This is a genomic window from Vibrio satsumensis, assembly GCF_050337435.1.
Lineage (GTDB): Bacteria > Pseudomonadota > Gammaproteobacteria > Enterobacterales > Vibrionaceae > Vibrio > Vibrio satsumensis.
In genome coordinates this window covers 103,748-123,090 of record NZ_JAKJSX010000013.1, presented here as the reverse complement: position 1 = coordinate 123,090, position 19,343 = coordinate 103,748, and the positions used below count along the sequence as shown (strand labels likewise).

General features: G+C 43.0%; 14 protein-coding genes. 5 read left to right on the top strand and 9 right to left on the bottom strand.

Annotated features, from left to right (window positions below; genetic code table 11):
• Positions 1–189: 189 nt before the first annotated feature.
• The 6 genes from L4C44_RS17505 to L4C44_RS17480 form a co-directional block, all read right to left on the bottom strand.
• Entirely contained in the window at positions 190–408 is a 219-nt protein-coding gene (locus L4C44_RS17505; RefSeq protein WP_004733645.1) for a DUF2835 domain-containing protein, read from the bottom strand.
• Positions 409–614: 206 nt separating this feature from the next.
• Positions 615–3,221, bottom strand: a complete 2,607-nt coding sequence (pepN, locus tag L4C44_RS17500; RefSeq protein WP_428805481.1) for an aminopeptidase N — start codon at positions 3,219–3,221, stop codon at positions 615–617.
• A gap of 218 nt (positions 3,222–3,439) precedes the next feature.
• The gene (locus tag L4C44_RS17495) at positions 3,440–4,123 is read right to left on the bottom strand and encodes a hypothetical protein (RefSeq protein ID WP_285955039.1); all 684 of its coding nucleotides are present in this window, start codon (positions 4,121–4,123) and stop codon (positions 3,440–3,442) included.
• Positions 4,124–4,397: 274 nt separating this feature from the next.
• On the bottom strand, positions 4,398–6,392 hold the full coding sequence (gene prc, locus L4C44_RS17490) for a carboxy terminal-processing peptidase (protein WP_146489716.1): 1,995 nt from the start codon (positions 6,390–6,392) through the stop codon (positions 4,398–4,400).
• 17 nt (positions 6,393–6,409) lie between these two features.
• Positions 6,410–7,033, bottom strand: coding sequence for an RNA chaperone ProQ (proQ, locus tag L4C44_RS17485; protein WP_017057223.1), 624 nt, complete (start codon positions 7,031–7,033; stop codon positions 6,410–6,412).
• A 97-nt stretch (positions 7,034–7,130) separates the two neighbouring features.
• Positions 7,131–7,622 carry a GAF domain-containing protein gene (locus L4C44_RS17480; protein ID WP_373947647.1) on the bottom strand — a complete coding sequence of 164 codons (492 nt, stop codon included), beginning with the start codon at positions 7,620–7,622 and terminating at the stop codon, positions 7,131–7,133.
• A gap of 89 nt (positions 7,623–7,711) precedes the next feature.
• On the opposite strand from L4C44_RS17480, the gene L4C44_RS17475 reads away from it, so the two are divergent.
• The 4 genes from L4C44_RS17475 (at position 7,712) to rsmF (ending at position 15,061) form a co-directional block, all read left to right on the top strand.
• Entirely contained in the window at positions 7,712–9,508 is a 1,797-nt protein-coding gene (locus tag L4C44_RS17475) for an ABC transporter ATP-binding protein (protein WP_136974298.1), read from the top strand.
• 54 nt (positions 9,509–9,562) lie between these two features.
• Positions 9,563–10,846, top strand: coding sequence for a PqiA/YebS family transporter subunit (locus L4C44_RS17470; protein WP_372128287.1), 1,284 nt, complete (start codon positions 9,563–9,565; stop codon positions 10,844–10,846).
• Entirely contained in the window at positions 10,833–13,490 is a 2,658-nt protein-coding gene (locus tag L4C44_RS17465) for an MlaD family protein (RefSeq protein WP_428805480.1), read from the top strand. The genes L4C44_RS17470 and L4C44_RS17465 overlap by 14 nt, the downstream gene beginning before the upstream one ends.
• A gap of 149 nt (positions 13,491–13,639) precedes the next feature.
• On the top strand, positions 13,640–15,061 hold the full coding sequence (gene rsmF, locus L4C44_RS17460; protein WP_428805479.1) for a 16S rRNA (cytosine(1407)-C(5))-methyltransferase RsmF: 1,422 nt from the start codon (positions 13,640–13,642) through the stop codon (positions 15,059–15,061).
• Positions 15,062–15,365: 304 nt separating this feature from the next.
• Here rsmF and L4C44_RS17455 read toward each other — a convergent pair whose 3' ends face one another.
• Positions 15,366–16,274, bottom strand: a complete 909-nt coding sequence (locus tag L4C44_RS17455) for a CvfB family protein (protein WP_186727996.1) — start codon at positions 16,272–16,274, stop codon at positions 15,366–15,368.
• A gap of 28 nt (positions 16,275–16,302) precedes the next feature.
• Here L4C44_RS17455 and L4C44_RS17450 point away from each other — a divergent pair, with 28 nt between their 5' ends.
• Positions 16,303–17,658 (top strand): hypothetical protein, encoded by a 1,356-nt coding sequence (locus L4C44_RS17450; protein ID WP_061017884.1) that lies wholly within the window; start codon positions 16,303–16,305, stop codon positions 17,656–17,658.
• Positions 17,659–17,731: 73 nt separating this feature from the next.
• Here the strand turns inward: L4C44_RS17450 and L4C44_RS17445 are convergent, their stop codons facing one another.
• Entirely contained in the window at positions 17,732–18,217 is a 486-nt protein-coding gene (locus L4C44_RS17445; protein WP_017082222.1) for a PaaI family thioesterase, read from the bottom strand.
• A 176-nt stretch (positions 18,218–18,393) separates the two neighbouring features.
• Entirely contained in the window at positions 18,394–19,281 is an 888-nt protein-coding gene (locus tag L4C44_RS17440) for a putative PEP-binding protein (protein ID WP_146489711.1), read from the bottom strand.
• Positions 19,282–19,343 lie beyond the last annotated feature (62 nt).

The window sequence follows — 19,343 nt, the reverse complement described above, 5'->3', positions numbered from 1 at the left end:
GGGATCACTTAAGCTAGTGTTTGAAACGTGCCGCTGAGCGCTTTTCTACTAACGAGTTAAGCAAAGGTAATGCATTCATTTATTGTAAAAGCATTATTGAAAAATAGTTAATTGTTTTGGAGGTGGTAAGAGGTGAAATGTTTGATTATGTGATTAAGATTCCTTTTAACTCACTAGGCACGCCAAGGTTTACAGAGCTTCCAACTTAATAAACTTATTTTTTTGGTCAGTTGTCAGCCTAAACTGCCCTCTAACCCCTATTTGTGTAAGAAATGGTCTGAATCGAGTTGCAGGTAACTGCAAACGTAAACCTGTTGTTGTTATCACTTGAACTTTACTTGCCGCACCAGAATAGCTGGCCAAAAACTGCTGATATGAGATGTTAAGTTGGAAAATATAGCGATTCATACGATACCTGTATAAATATACAGTGCCGGTGTTTTTTGGCACTTAACGATGTCTGACTGTGAAACTGAGCTTGAAACTGCTCTAGCTTATCGAAAATTCGATGAACCAGAAACAAAAAATCAGTGGCAGATATTCTCTACCACTGATGACTTTTCTTTATAAGTAAACAGCTTATAAGTAAACCGTTAACCTTGAGAAGGCAAAACTTAAGCTTCTAGTGCTTTCGTTACTTTCTCAAACAAGTCTTTTGCTAGGTTGTCCATGTTCTTTAACGTCTCTAGTTCTTTTTTGATAAGAGCTTGGCGTTCATCATCGTACTTACGGAACTTAAGTAACGGGTCAATCAGACGTGAAGCCACTTGCGGGTTGCTGCTGTTCAGTTCACGCAAGATTTCTCCTGCAAACTCATAGCCTTGACCTGACTTGTCGTGAAACTGAACCGGGTTCATGTTTAAGAATGAACCGACCAAGTTACGGGTACGGTTCGGGTTCTTCAAACTGAACGCTTGGTGCGACATCGACGCTTTGATCACTTCAAGTGCGTTTGAACTTGGGTTTGTACCTTGCAATGCAAACCACTTATCCATAACAAGGCCGTCGTGTTTCCACTTGTCGCTGTAATCAGCCATCAAAGTTTCACGACATGCCAGTTGTGCGCTGTTTGCCGCGCCCATCGCTGCCATTGTATCTGTCATGTTATTTGCCTGCTGGTACATTGCAACAACCAAATCGTTACCCTGCTCTGTATGTGCTAAGTAACTCAGACAAACTTTACGCAAAGTGCGCTTACCAATCGAATCGTGATCGATTGTGTATTCCGCTAGTGCATTGCTGTGATAAACCGCAGCCAGCTCGTCTTCAAGTTTTGTAGCCAGTGTTACCTTCATTGAATTCAACACAGATGCAACCGCATCAATATCAACACGCTCATACCAACCTGATACTTCGTTGTGGCTTGGCAATGAAAGCATCTCTGCGATAAAGGCAGGTTCTAGCGAATCACTCAGTAGTACGCCACGGAAAGCATCAACAACAGAATCAGAAAGTGCAAACGCTTCGCCTTGTTGAACTTTTTCAACATTGCTGCGGATGTACTTAGCCAATAGCATTTGACCTGCATCCCAACGAGAGAACTCATTGCGTGCATTCACCATTAAGAAGATCAGCTCGTCATCTGAATAGTCGTATTCAAGTTTTACTGGTGCAGAGAATTCACGCAGCAATGATGGCACTGGTTTCTCGCTTACGTTCTCGAACACAAAAGTCTGTTCAGCTTCTTTCACATCTAATACATTGTGAACAGGCTTGCCGTTACATTGTAACTCAATCACATCACCTGTCGCTGTGTACAGTTCGATGTCTAGAGGAATATGCAGGGCTTGTTTTTCAGCTTGCTCATGTGTTGGTGCCGTTACTTGACGAGTTGTTAACGTGTATTGTTTCTTATCTGCATCGTAATGACTTTCAACAGACAGCGTTGGCGTACCAGACTGGCTGTACCATAAACGGAACTGAGACAGATCAACACCCGATGCATCTTCCATTGCTGCCACGAAATCTTCACATGTTGCTGCCGTACCATCGTGACGTTCGAAGTACAGCTTCATACCTTTTTGGAAACCATCTTCGCCCAACAATGTGTGGATCATACGGATCACTTCACTGCCCTTTTCGTACACTGTCAAAGTGTAGAAGTTATTCATTTCTATCACTTTTTCTGGACGAATTGGATGTGACATTGGGCTCGCATCTTCTGCGAATTGTGGACCGCGGATAATACGTACGTTGTTGATACGGTTTACTGCACGAGAACCAAGATCCGAAGAAAACTCTTGGTCACGGAATACCGTTAAGCCTTCTTTCAAGCTTAGTTGGAACCAATCGCGGCAAGTCACTCGGTTGCCGGTCCAGTTGTGGAAATATTCGTGACCGATTACCGCTTCGATACCTAGGTAGTCTGTATCCGTTGCAGTTTGGTCATTCGCTAGAACAAATTTCGAGTTGAATACGTTCAGACCTTTGTTTTCCATCGCGCCCATATTAAAGAAATCAACGGCTACGATCATGTAGATGTCTAAGTCGTATTCTAAGTTGAAACGCTCTTCATCCCACTTCATTGAGTTAATCAAAGAAACCATCGCGTGGTTAGCTCTGTCTAAGTTGCCTTTGTCGACAAAGATTTCTAGGTCAACCTTGCGGCCTGATTGCGTAGTGTAAGCATCACGAAGTACATCGAAATCACCGGCTACTAGTGCAAACAGGTACGCTGGTTTTGGATGTGGATCTTGCCACTTCACCCAGTGACGACCATTTTCAACTTCGCCTTCATCTACACGGTTACCATTACTTAATAAGAACGGGTTCTCTGCTTTGTCTGCGATTACCGTTGTGGTGAATTTCGCCAGTACGTCTGGGCGATCCATGTAGTAAGTAATACGACGGAAACCTTCCGCTTCACATTGAGTACAGAAAGCACCACCTGATTTGTACAATCCTTCAAGTGCGCTGTTCCCTTCAGGATTAACTTCGGTAACGATCATTAATGTGAATTCTTTTGGTAAATCGTTCAGTGTCAGTTGAGTTTCAGACTGCTCATACTGAGTCCACGCTTTACCTTCTACCAAAACAGAAACCAACTTCAAGCCTTCACCATCAAGTACTAAGGTCGAGCTATCTTTCTCTTGCTTAACACTAGACACAGCCGTAATGATGGATGCTGAATCGTACAAATCGAAAGTAAGATCGATTTCAGAAATAGTGTGAGATGGTGATTGATAATCTTTACGATACTTGGCTTGAGGTGTATGTGCCATGACGGGTTCCTTTTGATCGTTATGCGTAATTATTTTTTAACTGTCTATATCTAAAGGTTGATCGCCAATAAAACAAGGGGAATATTAAAAAAAGGAGGCATTGTAAGAAAATGCCTCCATGTTTTGCTATTTTATCAATCAAATCAGACAGGAACGCCTAAGAAATGAACTGTGCACAATATTATCAACGAGTACGACTTAACTGCTAAAACTCACGATTATCGGATGCGATTGAGCACCGCAAACATGTCTCCCTCTTCACCTTGCAGTGTTAACACATCGCTGTTCAGTGTGTAACGAGTACCATGTTCACCATTCTCATAAAGTAACACTAGCTGGTCGCCTTCGGTGTAGTACACACCGCGGCGAATGACTTCACCACCTTCTTCATCGGAAACTCGGAACATGAATATAAAGTCTGGTTGAAGAACCAAATCCATTTTTTGAATATTACTCGCACGTAAATCACTTCCGGAAAGCTCGGCGCTTGACCAGATCCCCGCTAATGCGTTTGGCAAGGCTTTGGTGAACATAACACCGTTAAGATTTAGCATATTGTGGTTACTGCTGTACGCATAAACCTGCGGTTCAGAAGTATTCAAACCTAAAATAATCGTGTCTTCATTAGCGTTATACAAACCTTCCCAATGATCCACACTGTAGTCTTTCTTTTGAATATCAATTGAAAATGAGTAGTTTGAATCAAGAGTCAGCTTAATTGCTCTAAAGTTTTCAGTGCCTTGCTCAGGATCTGGATTCATCAAATACCAATCGCCAAGCAACAGAGGTAGATCAAAATGAGATAGATTACTATCACTTTTTGATTGTTGGTTGCTCGGAGCTACTTCACTGCCGAAAGCCACAAAACTTAAACAAGATAAAAATAGTAGAATCCATTTCATACGCGCCCCCTCATTTTCTTTAAGCTTAGGCACGTAATGAATAGAAAGCGAAAAAATTTGATCCAAGTCACTAAATTTCAAATGCAAAGTAACTTATCTGTCATTATTGACCGCAAAATAGAGCTAAATCCCCCTCAATATTTAAAGTACTTTGCGACAATCTCAATCAAAATAATCAAATATTCCTTTCAAATCATAGGCACAAAAAAAGCGAGCCTAGGCTCGCTTTTTAAATTTCGCGTCTTTAAACAATTACCTTTAACAGGCATTTGCTCTATTTCTTGATCATATCCAGCATGATAGCAACAGACTCATCAAGATAAGCATCCGGGGCTTCATAGTCTTTAGGAATATCATCCAACGTTTTAAACGCCTCTAACTTAGCAGCTTTTTGACGTTGATTGATACGATCTAGACGAAGTACATCCGCATCATCGCTCTCTTGCTGACGTACCTTTTCATTCAAAGAAAGGTCATTATCGTCTTTATCTGCCTTATATTTTTCAATATCTTGCGCGATAAAGCCAAATTCCATATCTGTCGCAATACGAGCTTGGTGTTGAGCCGTTAAAGCAGCAATTTGCTCGTCGTTACGCTGTAACACTGAGTAATTTGCTTTATCAATGCTGTCCCAAGGTAGAGCATTATCTTCAACACTTTCTCCGGTATCTGCCGGGTCAATTGGTGTTGGGTAAGCAATATCAGGCACTACACCTTTGTTTTGCGTACTACCACCATTGATTCGGTAGAATTTTTGGATTGTGTATTGAACGTAGCCCAACTCTTTGTCGAACAAATCATAAATATGATTCAAAGAACGATGCTGTTGTACCGTACCTTTACCGAAAGAGTTCTCACCTAGGATGATTGCACGACCGTAATCCTGCATCGCTGCTGCAAAGATCTCAGATGCCGAAGCACTGTAGCGATTCACCAATACCGTTAAAGGACCTTGGTAACTGATTTCACCATCAGTATCGCTGTTCACTTTGACACGACCGTAGCTATCACGAACTTGAACAACAGGCCCCTCTTTGATAAACAAACCAGAGAGTTCGGTTGCTTCCGTTAGTGCACCACCACCGTTGTTTCGCAGATCAACAATAATACCTTCAACACCTTGCTCTTTAAGTTCGGTAATCAGTTTATCGGTATCTTTAGAAAGGCCAACATAGAAACTTGGTACTTCTAGTACACCAATCTTCTTGCCATCTTTCTCGATAACTTCTGACTTAACAGCGCGGTCTTCTAAACGAATCTTATCGCGTACAATTGTGACAACGTGACTTTTTGCATCTTTACCGTCTGGCAAGATCTGTAGCTTAACTTTGGTCCCTTTCGGTCCTTTAATTAATTGCACTACATCGTCTAAACGCCAGCCGATAACATCAACAATCTCTTCACCATCTTGACCAACACCAACAATACGGTCGCCATCGCTCAGCTGTTTGCTATTTGACGCAGGGCCACCAGCAACTAAAGATCGAATAACGGTGTAGTCGTCTGTCATCTGAAGTACAGCACCAATACCTTCTAGAGATAGGTTCATCTCAGATTGGAATTGCTCTGCATTTCTTGGAGAAAGGTAACTGGTATGCGGATCAACTTCACGCGCAAATGCGTTCATGTAGATCTGGAAAGCATCTTCGTTGTGCGATTGCGTAATACGCTTCATCGCATTGTTGTAACGCTTTTCCAAAACTTCTTGAATCTCTGGCCACTCTTTACCAGTAAGTTTTAGATTCAACGCATCGTATTTAACGCGTTTTCTCCAAAGCTCATTCACTTCAGCGATATCTTTTGGCCATTCCGCTTCGCTACGATTGAGCTCAATACTTTCATCGGTATCAAACTTAATCTCTGTATCTAGCAAAGACAATGCATATTGAAAACGTTCAAAACGCTTCTGCATAGACAAATTATAAACATCGAATGCAATCTGGTTATTGCCCGATTTCAGCTGATCATCAATTTGTGTAGAAGACGCAGCGAAAGAGTCAATATCAGCTTGAGTGAAGATATTACGATTATAATCTAGCATCTCTAAGTAACGATTAAAGATAGCTTGAGAAAAATCATCGTTGAGATTGAAGTGCTTATAGTGAGAACGAGTAAATCGAGAAGTAACACGTTTACTAGCAGTTTCGTGTTGGACCTCAGGAGCGAGTAGAGGTAAATCGTCCTGATCTAATTTGGCTTCGAGAGCCTGAGCTGAAGCTGCTAGCCAAAAGCTAGCAGCAATCAGTGTCAATTTTGAACGGCATTTCATGCGTAGGAGTATCTCCTTTAAGCGCGCAAGTGCTCCGCTTTAACAACCATTTGTAGGCCGTTTGCTAACTGAACACGCACATCTTCCTTATTGATTTCAACAATGGTCGCAGCCATGTTTCCTTTACCCATGTTCACATTTACTTCTTTGCCAGCGATAAATTCGTCAGCGTTCAAAGCGCGTGTTTCTACAGGCTTTTCTACTTTTGGTGCTTTAGGCGCTTGACGACGAGGCTGTTGAGCTTTCTTCGCCTTAGGTTTCGCTTTGCCTTCTTCACGAGCTTTTTGTGCTTGTTCTTTACGACGAGCCTGAACTTTCGCTTTGCTTTCTGCAAGTGTCGCTTTAGCGTGTTCAACGTGCTCTTCTTCTAGTGTGCCACACGCGTTGCCGTCTAGGTCAACACGTTCTGCGCCAGCTTTTACGCCGTGCAGGTAACGCCATGATGATGTGTACTGTCTTAACGCTGCACGAAGCTGAGTCTTACTTACTTTTTCGTCTTCGTTTAGACGTTCAGCAAGATCTTGAAAAATACCAATTTTAAGTGGCTTCGCTTCACCTTCTAGAGTAAAGCATTTAGGGAAACATTCAGCAATATATGCGATAACTTCTTTGCTGTTTTTTAACTTTTCAGTGTTTTCCATGTGGGTTCCTGGTTTTTGCGGTTTTCCGCGAGCATTAAGAAAATATTTTTACGTATTATAGAGAGATGCTTGGGAAAAACCACAGTAAGAGAATAATTTATGCCTTGTTCGCGTGCGAATTAAGCAGCTTTTCCACTTCTGCCATGAAAAATGTTAATCCGTCCTCGTCAATTTGAGAAAAACGACCAATATTTGGGCTATCGATATCAAGAACGCCAGCGATTTTTCCGCCAATCGAGAACGGAATGACGATTTCTGAGTTACTTGCAGCGTCACATGCGATGTGACCTTCGAACTCATGAACATCATGAATGCGCTGAACTGTATTCGTCGCAACCGCAGTTCCACACACACCACGCCCTACCGGAATTCGTACACAAGCAGGTTGACCTTGGAAAGGACCCAGTACAAGTTCGTATTTTTCCTTAGCTTGGTCCTGCTTCATTAAATAGAAACCCGCCCAATTCAGTTCATCCAATTCCATGAATAATAATGAACTGATATTAGCAAGATTAGCAGTTAGATCGGTTTCTGATTCAATTAATGCAACGGCTTGTTTGGTTAAGCGTTGGTAATGTTCTATTTTCATATTAACTTCCAATTAAATTGAGACTTCCATTATCAAGAGAACGCAGTAGAATGCGGCCATCAAACTAAATAGGACTTATTCTCATTACAATGAACAATTCAAAAGACACTATTAGCCGTTCTTGGTTAATAACTCAAGTAAAAAAACACAAGTCCAAATTACTGTTTGCTAACATTATTGCCATATTTGCAACTCTCATTAGTGTCCCTATCCCGTTGCTCATGCCATTAATGGTTGATGAAGTATTACTTGATAAGCCAGCTTCAGGCTTAGAGATGATGAACCACCTACTTCCATCATCGTTACAAACACCGACTGGCTATATAGCACTAACTTTGCTGTTAGTGATTATCATGCGCACCGTTAGCCAAGCGTTAAACATTCTGCAAGGGCGTCAATTTACACTCGTCTCAAAAACAATTACCTATCAAATGCGAAGCAAGATGATAGATAAGCTTGGCCGCATTAGTATTAGACAGTACGAAACCAAAGGCAGCGGTGGTATCAACGCCCACCTGATAACAGACATAGAGACGATAGATAAGTTCATTGGCTCGACTTTGTCTAAGTTCCTCATCAGCTTCTTAACCGTGTTTGGCACCGCGATCGTGTTATTGTGGTTAGAATGGCGATTAGGGTTGTTCATTTTACTGGTCAATCCTGTTGTGATTTATTTCTCCCGTAAACTAGGCAGCAAGGTTAAGCACCTTAAAAAGTACGAGAACCAATCTTTCGAACGTTTTCAAAACCGCTTGGTTGAAACCTTAGATGGTATTTATCAGCTACGTGCAGCCAACAAAGAACGTATCTTCCTAGATGAATTGAAGGTTCAAGCGAACCAAGTAAGAATCGATGCCGACAAATATGCATGGCAATCTGAAGCTGCTGGGCGTGTTTCGTTTCTGCTCTTTCTATTAGGCTTTGAACTTTTCCGAGCTGTCGCGATGTTAATGGTGCTATTCAGTGACTTGACCATCGGTCAGATCTTTGCGGTATTCGGTTACTTATGGTTTATGTTAGGCCCAGTTCAAGAGCTGCTAGGGATTCAATTCTCTTGGTATAGCGCGAAGGCGGCACTACAACGAATCAATGATCTTCTGAAGTTAGAAGAAGAGCATCGCCCAGTAAGCAAGGTAAACCCTTTCAATGAAAACCAAGAAGTGACGGTAGACATCGAAAACGTTACATTCTCTTACACATTAGAAAACACTGTTTTAAATAGCCTATCACTGCACATCCCTGCTGGTAAAAAGGTCGCTTTAGTGGGTGCGAGTGGTGGCGGTAAATCCACATTAATCCAATTGCTGATTGGGGTTTATCAAGCCGATTCAGGTTGTATACGCTATAACGGCGAAAAAACTGATGACATCAGCTTTGATATTATCCGCAATGAAATTGCCGTTGTTTTACAACAACCTATACTCTTTAACGATACATTAAGGCATAATCTGACCCTTGGCGCTGAATACGATGAAATGTCGTTATGGCGTGCGCTTGAAGTCTCTCAAATGCAAGATGTTATTAAGCAACTGAGTAATGGATTGGATACACAAATTGGTAGGAACGGAGTTCGACTGTCTGGCGGTCAACGACAACGTCTAGCAATAGCCCGCATGGTGCTGAGCAATCCTAAGTTTGTTATTCTTGATGAAGCGACATCTGCACTCGACACTGCAACAGAGTCGGCACTGCATAAAGCTCTGAGCGAGTTTTTGAAAGATCGCACAACTTTGATAGTGGCTCATCGATTATCAGCGGTGAAACAAGCCGATCTAATCTATGTTTTAGAAGATGGGCAAGTCACACAGACGGGAACACATGGTGAATTGGTTGAACAACAAGGACTTTATCAAACACTCTACGGCAGTGTGCAATCGCACGCCTGATGTTTATAGTTCTGAGTCTTTAAGTCGGGCATCGAGTCTGACTAACGTTTCAACTTGGGAGGTCGCGTGACCTCCCCATCCGTTACCCCCCCTTTATCAACGAAGCATCAATGCGATAGCAGCTCAGTGCGTCTTTGTCAGGGCTGCGAGCTTCCCGTAGATAAAATGGACATCCCTTTGGGGAAATCTGCTTACTGTCCAAGGTGTGGTACTCAGCTTTATAGAGGCGGGACCCCTAGCCTCTCTGGAAACCTAGCAATTGCGATTACCTGCTTATTGCTGTTTATCCCCTCGCACTTTTTTGAATTCATCAGTATTCGCCTGATTGGTGTCATGATACCTGCTACATTACCATCCGGCGTCTTTACTTTAATGGGTGAAGGCTTCCCTCTGCTTGGCTTACTGATCCTGTTCTGCAGTTCGATCGCTCCGTTGCTCGTGTGTACATCGGTACTCATTACCCATTTATCATTGCGCTTCAAATTTTTTACACCATTTAGGTATGCGTTAGCCATCATCCAGACATTAAAACATTGGATGATGTTGGATGTGTTTCTGGTAAGTTTGGCGGTCTCATGTTTCAAACTGCAAGATTACTCAGATATTTTTGTCGGCCCTGGATTGGTTGGCCTCATTCTTCTGCAGCTTTTCAGTGTATTGTTGGTAAGCCGCATCAGCGTGCGTCGCTACTGGGAAGCTTGGACAAAAGAATCTGACTACTCATTTACTGAAAGTAAGAACGTACACTGTCACAACTGCCACCTATCTCAACCGGATGGGCATACTTGCGTGCGTTGTCACCATGACTTATACCACCGCAAGCCCTACTCTATACAGAAGACATGGGCACTGTTGTTTGCCGCATCAGTGGCTATTGTGCCAGCCAACGTCATTCCGATTTCTATCCTTATCACCAACGGACAAAGGCTAGAAGACACAATAATTTCCGGTGTCGCGTCGCTAATAAATAGCGATATGTATGGCATTGCAGCGATCATTTTCATTGCCAGTATCGTCGTTCCCGTCGCGAAAATACTGGGCCTCGCGTACATCTTAATCTGTATCAAGATGAAGCGTACGATTTACCACAGACAACGTATGACCATCTATTTCATCGTGAAATGGGTGGGAAAATGGTCGGTTATGGATCTATTCGTTATTTCGATCATGATGACCTTGGTCGACCGCGGACAAATTTTAAACTTTACACCAGGCTATGGTGCAGTCGCTTTTGGCGTCGTGGTTGTTCTCACGATGCTAGCAGCGGAAAGCTTAGATCCTAGGCTAATTTGGGATAACTACACCTCTAAAGATGAGTCAGTGAATGAACAACGATAACCAATCACAAACATCATATTCACCAGAAGTAAGGAAAAACAAAGGCATCTCACCTTTGTGGATTCTGCCGATATTAACCGTCGCATTAGCCGGTTGGTTGGTCATGAAATCGATCCACGATGCAGGCCAACGTGTGCAGATATACTTTTCAGATGCCGCAGGTTTAGTCGCAGGTCGAACAACGATTCGTTACCAAGGCTTAGAGGTGGGTATGGTGCGCGACATCACCTTATCCAAAGATCTATCGAGCATCTATGTCGATGCTGACATCTACCCAGAAGCGAAGAAACTACTATCAAAAGGCACACGTTTTTGGCTCGTAAAGCCAACGGCCAGTTTGTCTGGTATCTCTGGGTTAGATGCACTTGTTTCAGGTAACTATATCGCTATACATCCTAGCGAAACTAAAGAAGAGCCAGAAACCGTTTTTCAGGCTTTAGAGTCGTCCCCTTCTGATTTGCTGGCTTCTGAAGGTCTAAACATCTCATTGACGACCAAAGATCTAGGTGGTGTGTCTGTTGGCTCTCAAATCGTTTATCGTAAAATCCCCATTGGTGAGGTTTACAACTACCAGCTAAACGACAACGCTAAATCCGTAACCATTCAAGCGTCAATTAAAGATGAATACAGCCATATCATTACCGATCAAAGCCGTTTTTGGAATGTAAGTGGCTTAGGTGCCAGTATTGGATTTTCAGGTGTTGACGTGCGCTTAGAAAGCCTCAGTGCGCTACTTGGCGGTTCAATTGCGGTCGACTCTCCGGGAGAAGGTCAGCCTGTCGAGATGAACACCAAATTCAAACTTTACCCAGATTTGAAAACAGCAGGTCGTGGTATCTCTATCAAGATCGCTGTTCCCGATGATAACAAGATCAGTGCAACGGGCGCTCCGATCATGTATCGCGGCATTGAAATCGGTCAAATCACCGACTTATCTTTAAGCGAAGGACGTGAAAACGTGGTCGCATCCGCTGCTATCCAGCCTGCATTCAGTGACTTTTTAAATAGCGGCAGTAAATTCGTTCTAGAAGAAGCTGAACTATCGCTTACTGGCATGAAAAACATTGCAAACTTAGTGACAGGTAACTTTTTAACCTTGGTACCGGGCAAAGGTGAAAAAGCCCGTCGATTTACTGCGATCCGTAAGAACGAATTCAGTCAGGAACAAGAGAAATCCGTTGCGATTCGCTTAACCTCAAACAATTCGTTCGGACTGGATATCGGTACACAACTGCTCTACAAAGGTATTGCTGTTGGCTCTATCATCCAAGTGGGCTTAGTCGATGGTGTTGGCACTGGCTCTGATAAGCACGAAGTGTTCATGGATGCGCTTATCGACAACGAGTACGCGCACCTTATCAAAAGTCACAACCGTTTCTTCGTGACAGGCAGTGCGACCGCGGAGCTTACCGAATCAGGTTTGAGTGTTACTGTTCCACCAGCAAAACAGCTTCTGACTGGCTCGATTAGCTTTGTAAGTGAAGGTAAATCTGAAGCTCGAACGGACTACCAACTTTTCCAAAGTAAATCGTTAGCAGAAATCGCTAAGTTTAATCAGTCCGGCTCAAAGACGCTTTCGTTGTTTGCCAGTGAGTTACCTTCAATTTCTAAAGGCAGCCCACTACTCTATCGCAACCTACAAGTGGGTAGTATTTCTGATTTTCAGCTTGCAGACGGTGGTGTAAGAATCAAAGTCACGATCGAAAATCGTTATACGCACTTGCTCAATAAGCATACCGTTTTCTGGAACCGTTCAGGCGTTGAGGTTGATGCGTCACTATCGGGTATCAGTATTAAAGCGGCGCCAGTTAAAACTCTTATCCAAGGCGGTATTGCTTTTGACTCTCTGCCGGGAATCGACAACAAACTTGGTGATGTGTGGAAGCTTTATAAAGATTCGAAATCCGCTCGAAAATTTGGCCGCGCGATTACTATCACCTCTTCTGGCGATCAAGAAGTCAGCAAGGGTATGGCGATCAAATATCAAGGTGTCACTGTTGGTGAGGTTACTTTGGTGATTCCGAACTTCAACAAAGGCGGTATTGAGATTACTGCGCGTATTTTACCTGAGTACGTCGACAAGATTGCCGTGGCGAACAGTCACTTCTGGTTGGCAGAACCTGAGATTGGCCTTAACGGCATCAAAAACGTCTCTGCGCTCCTCTCTAAACACATCAACGTAGATCCGGGCAAAGGTGAAAGAAACACGAAATTTGAGCTTAGCAAGGGACCAGTGCAGCCTGAAGGCAAAATATTCCAGCTACAAAGCGAAACGCGAGGCTCGGTATCAGAAGGCACACCTATCCTATTCCGCGAACTTGAAATCGGCAGTGTTATCGATGTTCAGCTAGGCGAGTTTGCCGACCGCATTATATCTACGATTCAAATAGAACCTGATTACGCGTATCTAATTCGCGCAAACACTGTGTTCTGGAACGTGTCGGGCGTCGATGTCTCTATTGGTCTGTCAGGCGCAAACATCAAAGCCGGAACGGTAGACAGCTTATTAAGAGGTGGGATTACATTCTCAACCCCACCGACGAATGAACTTCAACCAGTCGCAAGCGAAGATCAGTCTTTCTATCTCTATCCTCAAGCCGAAGATGAGTGGAAATCATGGAGAACCGCGATTCCTCGCCCATAGAGTGAATTCCCACACGTTTCAGGAAGATTAATTCTTCATCAAAATGCAGCCATTAGGCTGCATTTTTGTTGTTTGCTATAAATATGGTTTAGGACGGCCTCATTTTGCTTTAAACTCACCGCATTAATGCAATAAATCGAGATACTCTTTTGCACGCTAACGTATATATTCCAGAAGAATTCCTAACGCACATCGAAGCAATCATGCCTAGTCATCTAGATATGGCTTCTTTTGTCGCTTCATGCCAAAAACCACTTCGTAAAAGTATTCGAGTCAACACATTGAAAATCAGTGTTGAAGACTTCCTTCTACGAGCAAAAGAGAAAGGCTGGGAACTGGAACCTGTACCTTGGTGCGAAACGGGCTTTTGGATTACAGCTGATGAGAGTGAAGCGCCACTAGGTAATACGGCAGAACACATGTCTGGTCTTTTCTACATCCAAGAAGCCAGCTCGATGATGCCACCTTCGGCACTTTTCCAAGGTGAAGCTGATTACCAAGCGGTGTTAGACACTGCGGCTGCACCAGGCTCTAAAACCACTCAAATCGCTGCGCTAATGAATAATCGCGGTGTATTGGTTGCCAATGAATACGCAGCAAGCCGTGTGAAAGTCCTTCACGCTAACATCGAACGTTGTGGTGTTCGTAATGCCGCTCTAAGTAACTTTGACGGTCGAGTTTTCGGTGGTTGGTTATCAGAACAGTTTGATGCTGTGCTGCTAGACGCGCCCTGCTCTGGCGAAGGTACCATTCGTAAAGACGCTGATGCGATGAAGAACTGGACTTATCAATCTGTAGTCGATATTGCTGACACTCAAAAAGATCTGATTGAAAGCGCGTTTCATGCTCTTAAACCTAATGGTATTTTGGTTTACTCAACATGTACGTTAAGTACTGAAGAGAACCAACAAGTGTGCCATCACCTAAAAGAAACCTTTGGTGATGCGGTAGAATTCGAATCCCTTGAATCACTGTTCGACAATGCGAAAGCAACCACAACAGAAGAAGGCTTTCTACACATTTTCCCACAGGTGTATGACTCAGAAGGTTTCTTCGTTGCACGTATCCGTAAATTAGCGTCAGTTACTCCACCAGAAGTTAAAAAGCGTATGGGTAAATTCCCATTTGAGAAAGCATCAAAGAAAACTCAGCAAGAAGTCGCTGAACAACTAATGAGTACTCTCGATATCGAATTGCCAAGTGATACTCAAGTTTGGATTCGAGATAAAGACGTTTGGCTATTCCCAGAAGCGCTAGAGCCGATGATCGGTGAACTCCGTTTCTCTCGCATGGGAATTAAGATCGCGGAAACCCATAAAAAAGGTTACCGATGGCAGCACCAAGTCGCGACAACACTCGCGACAGGTAATGAAGCTAACATCGTAGACCTCAGCATCGAAGATGCTCGAGAATGGTTCATGGGCCGAGACGTTCGCCCAGAAGGCTTGTCAGGCAAAGGCGAAGTGCTAGTAAAATACAACGGCGCAATCATCGGCCTTGGTAAATGGGTAGGTAACCGAGTGAAGAACGGCTTACCAAGAGAGCTAGTACGCGACAAAAACCTTTTCTAGTCGTTCGATTAAAGCTCACAGTGTACTGAGAAAAACAAAAAGCCCAAACAACATTCATTGTTTGGGCTTTTTCTATTCTTGTCGGCTAGTTCATTTCAAGGGAAGCACTGAAAAATCAACACTTAATTATACAAATATCAATTCAAGTCGCTATTTTAAAAAACAAAAATCGCTTATTGGAGAATTTAAACTAGACTTCTATCAATGGTCCAGAGATTAAAACAATTAGCGTAGGCTCTTCGGAGCCCTTTCCCCTAAGCCCAAACAGGAAGGTTTGGGCTTTTTTTTTGACCGACAGGTTAGCTTATTTAACTAAGCTGATACCTTCTTTGTCGATAGTGATCTTACCAGATTTGTACAAACCACCTATCGTCTTCTTGAAAGTACCCTTGCTGGTTCTGAATGCAGAGAAAATAACCTCAGGAGAAGACTTATCATTCAGAGGCAAGTAACCGCCTTTCTTTTCAAGTAGGTCAAGAACCTTTGTGCTCAGGTCATCCATTTTAGCTACACCAATCTTCTGAAGGGACAAGTCAATCTTACCGTCTTCTTCACGAACGTTTTTAATGTAGCCTTTTAGCGTTTTACCAATGAACAGCTTACCGATAATGTCTGACGGGAAAATCATACCCCAGTGTTCACCGTTCACAATCGCTTTGTAACCCAATTGGCTACGTTCAGCGATTATAAGATCTACTTGTTCATTTTGCTTATAAGTCGCAGGTGTGTTGTCTAACCATTTGTTGAACTTTGTTGTACCTACAATGCGGCTCGATGCTTTATCGATATACACATAGACTAAGATTGACTGGCCTTCGTTTAAACGACCGCGCTGCTCGCTGAAAGGAACAAGAAGGTCTTTACCTTTCACGCCCCAGCTCATGAATGCACCCGTACTGTTAACACCTTCAACTGTCATCAAGCCAAACTGGCCTACTTGGGCAATTGGGGTTTCAGTGGTTGCAGCGATCTGGTTATCAGAATCAATGTATAAGAACACATCTAGCTTTTGACCAATTTCAACACCTTCAGGAGTAAATCGTTTCGGCAGCAACACGGTTCCATAGTCGCTAGCGTCAAGGAATACACCGAAGTCTGCTTGTTTTACTACTTCTAAGTTGTTTATTTGACCAATATTAATCATCAAGATTGTCTCTACTTTAAATTTGGCGGAGATTATACGTGATCTCTGATATGCTTTCGCTAGTTTCATTCATATTTTTACATTCTAGGAGACATCGTTGATCACCGTTGACAAACAAGATGCGATAACACTTAAAATTAACCATGCGATGGCGAAGACCAAAAAGCTCGACATGGACGTTTATCTATTCATTCCCGGTGAACTCGGACTGACTCCTGAAGTACTTTCTGAAAGTGCCTTCTTCTACAGCTCAATTACTCAAAAGCGCGCTTACTATAGTGACAAGACACTATTACCACTAGTACATAGCCGCTTGGCAAAACGTGGACGCTTATCGACAACACAGTATCGTGTCAGTTTGAGTTTGTTCGCCTACCAATATGTTATTGCTTTAGATAAAGCAGTAAACAGCTTGAATAAAACTGATAGTGACGACGTAACAGCTGATGAGGTTGATGAAGTCATTGAGCTTGCGTTAGACATCTTGAAGAAGCTTCGTCGTAGTATTCCTTATGAAGAAAACCTAAAGCGCTATTATGCCAATATCGATAATTACCTTTCTTGGTATACGGAGCAAAAGTTCTTATCTTTGGTATCACATATGCCACGTGGCAGCGAATACTCGACGATAAAAGAGCGCCTCTTGACGCTTTGTGAAAAAGAGACAGCCCATCGAAAACTTAATCGCTACAACTCAGCTAAGGTACGTGAAGACGTCACCCGTCTGAGTAATAAGATGAGACTACTGCGACGTTTGATAGAACACCCTATCGTACTCAAGGAGAAGACCACCTCCATGGGTAAAAACGTCAAACGTGCCGTTAAAGGTATCGCGACTGGCTTAGTTATGGTGGTGGTGACGACAACCGTCATTTTGGCCCGTGATTTCTTGGGCGAAATTACGGCCTCTTTCATCGTGTCGATGTCATTTATCTATGCGTTGCGTGAAATCTTCAAAGATGACTTGAGAGACATCCTTTGGCGCTGGCTGCGTAAAGGCAAGCCGAAATGGAAGCGTCGTTACTATGACCCAACGACCAATAAGTCTGTCGGCCATAAGCTTGAATGGTTGGACTATGCGAATTTCTCCAAGTTAGCAGACCGTATTCAATCGATACGTAAGAAGCGTGTCGTTCAACGCGAAGAGCAAATATTGCATTACCGTTCGCATACGGAGATGTCGACGTCGACGTTCATGAGTGGTTATGAAGAGACTCGTGAAACACTATCTATCAGTCTCAGAGCGCTGACCCGTTTGATGGATAAGGGATCAAATAAGGTGTATCGCTTGAATGAAGGGCAAGTTAGCCGTGAATCCGTAGAAAAGCGTCACTTGCTCAACCTAATCATTAAAGAGAACAATCACGATAACGAACCGACCTATTACCGTTGGAAAATCGTAATGAACCGTTCAAAGATCGTGGACATCGAGCAAATCACTCAAGAATCTTAATCTTGTTACGGTATGTGCGTATTCAATTCACATACCGCTCTCCACTTATTCAAAAGGACCATCTATTTCCAAACTATTTCCTAGACGGGACTTTCTTAATCGAAAGCGTTAGCGTGAACTCGGCCATTGGCTCGTCACCATGCAAAGATGGGCAAGTCGCAATAATGGTTACAGGTTGGTTTACACGCTCCCCTGTAGACATGGTTTCTGCCAGCATGGTGTTGATCAACTCACCATCGTTACAAGTGAAATGCACATCGCCTTCTGGACGCTTTAAGAAGTTGCCCGTCACCTCTTTAAATGCCAACGATATCTTTTCACCTTGCTGCTGAGATTTGCTCATCGCAAGAAAACCACCCGCCACATCAGCACCCACAGCCAATACGCCAAAGTACATACTATTAAGGTGATTCTTCGTTCGTCTTTTAAGAGGGATTTTGACCTCAACATGCTGGTTATCCAATGCGAGCAATTTTGGTCTGCATAACCAGATCAGAGGCACTTTAAAAAAGCCAAACATACTCAAGTAGAAATTTGCTTTTTGTAGGGGGGTCAACATTCGGATTGCCTAATCAATTAAGTCATCAGGCCAGTTAATCGGTTAGCGATGTAAATGTCAAAAAAATGTTACAAAAAAGAGATATCATCGCATAATGATATCTCTTTCATTCTCAAAGCTTTTTCGCTTCAAACAAACTGATACAGCACGTTGATTGATTAAAACAACAATCTATTTTATGCAGTCACGACCGTTTCTACACCTTCAAGATCGGCAATGTAACCTTGTAGGCGTGGGTAATCCACTAAGCCTTGGGTCACTAGCAGTACTGGTTTCTTCGCGTGCAGTGTCGCTTTAACAATCATATCCAACAAGGTAATAACCGCCTCATTTTGAGGATCAAAAGCATGTTGCTGAGCTTCATTATGCTTGTCTACACCTAAAGTGAAAGACGCTAAGCTATCAATGTTTACCACAACACCATCGAAGTAATGCAGTAATCTTTCGCTTAGTAGCACTGCAGACGGCACATCGCACGAGAACAGTACTTTCAAACCGTTCAGACCACGTGGTAGGCCTTGCTCGGCAAGCAGATCGATAATCTTAGCAGCATCGCTTAATGCTCGTACATACGGTACAACCACTTCAACGTTAATACCCTGCTCTCGCAACGTTTTAATGACCTGACACTCTAAAGCGAAAGCCTTGCTGTACTCTGGTGTCGCATAACGAGCTACGCCGCGAATACCGAGCGCTGGGTTAATCTCTTCAGCTTCACAATTGCCGCCTAGCAGTGAACGGAAACCATAGCTGTCTGCACTGCTTAATGCGATACGAACAGAAGTGTGATTTGGCTGAACGGCAGCTTGAATCGCAATCACCAAGGTCGAAACAAAATGCTCATCAACTGTTTTATCACCAAGGATCGCATTTAAAGACGTTTTTTCGATATCAGTAAGTGTATCTAGATGACTTTCAATACTTGGGTGGTAGAAGACACGGTCCATTACCAGTTCGGATAATGAAACGTATAAGTGGTTGGAATTATTATTATCGTTGTAAGAAGGCAGCACATCACCTAAAACAAGTTCTGGGTGCAAAGTGCTTTGATTTTCTTGAGTCATTGCTGCTCCAGCATTTTTATGTTGTGTTCAAACGAAAATACCGATAGCTGCCTGTTAATACA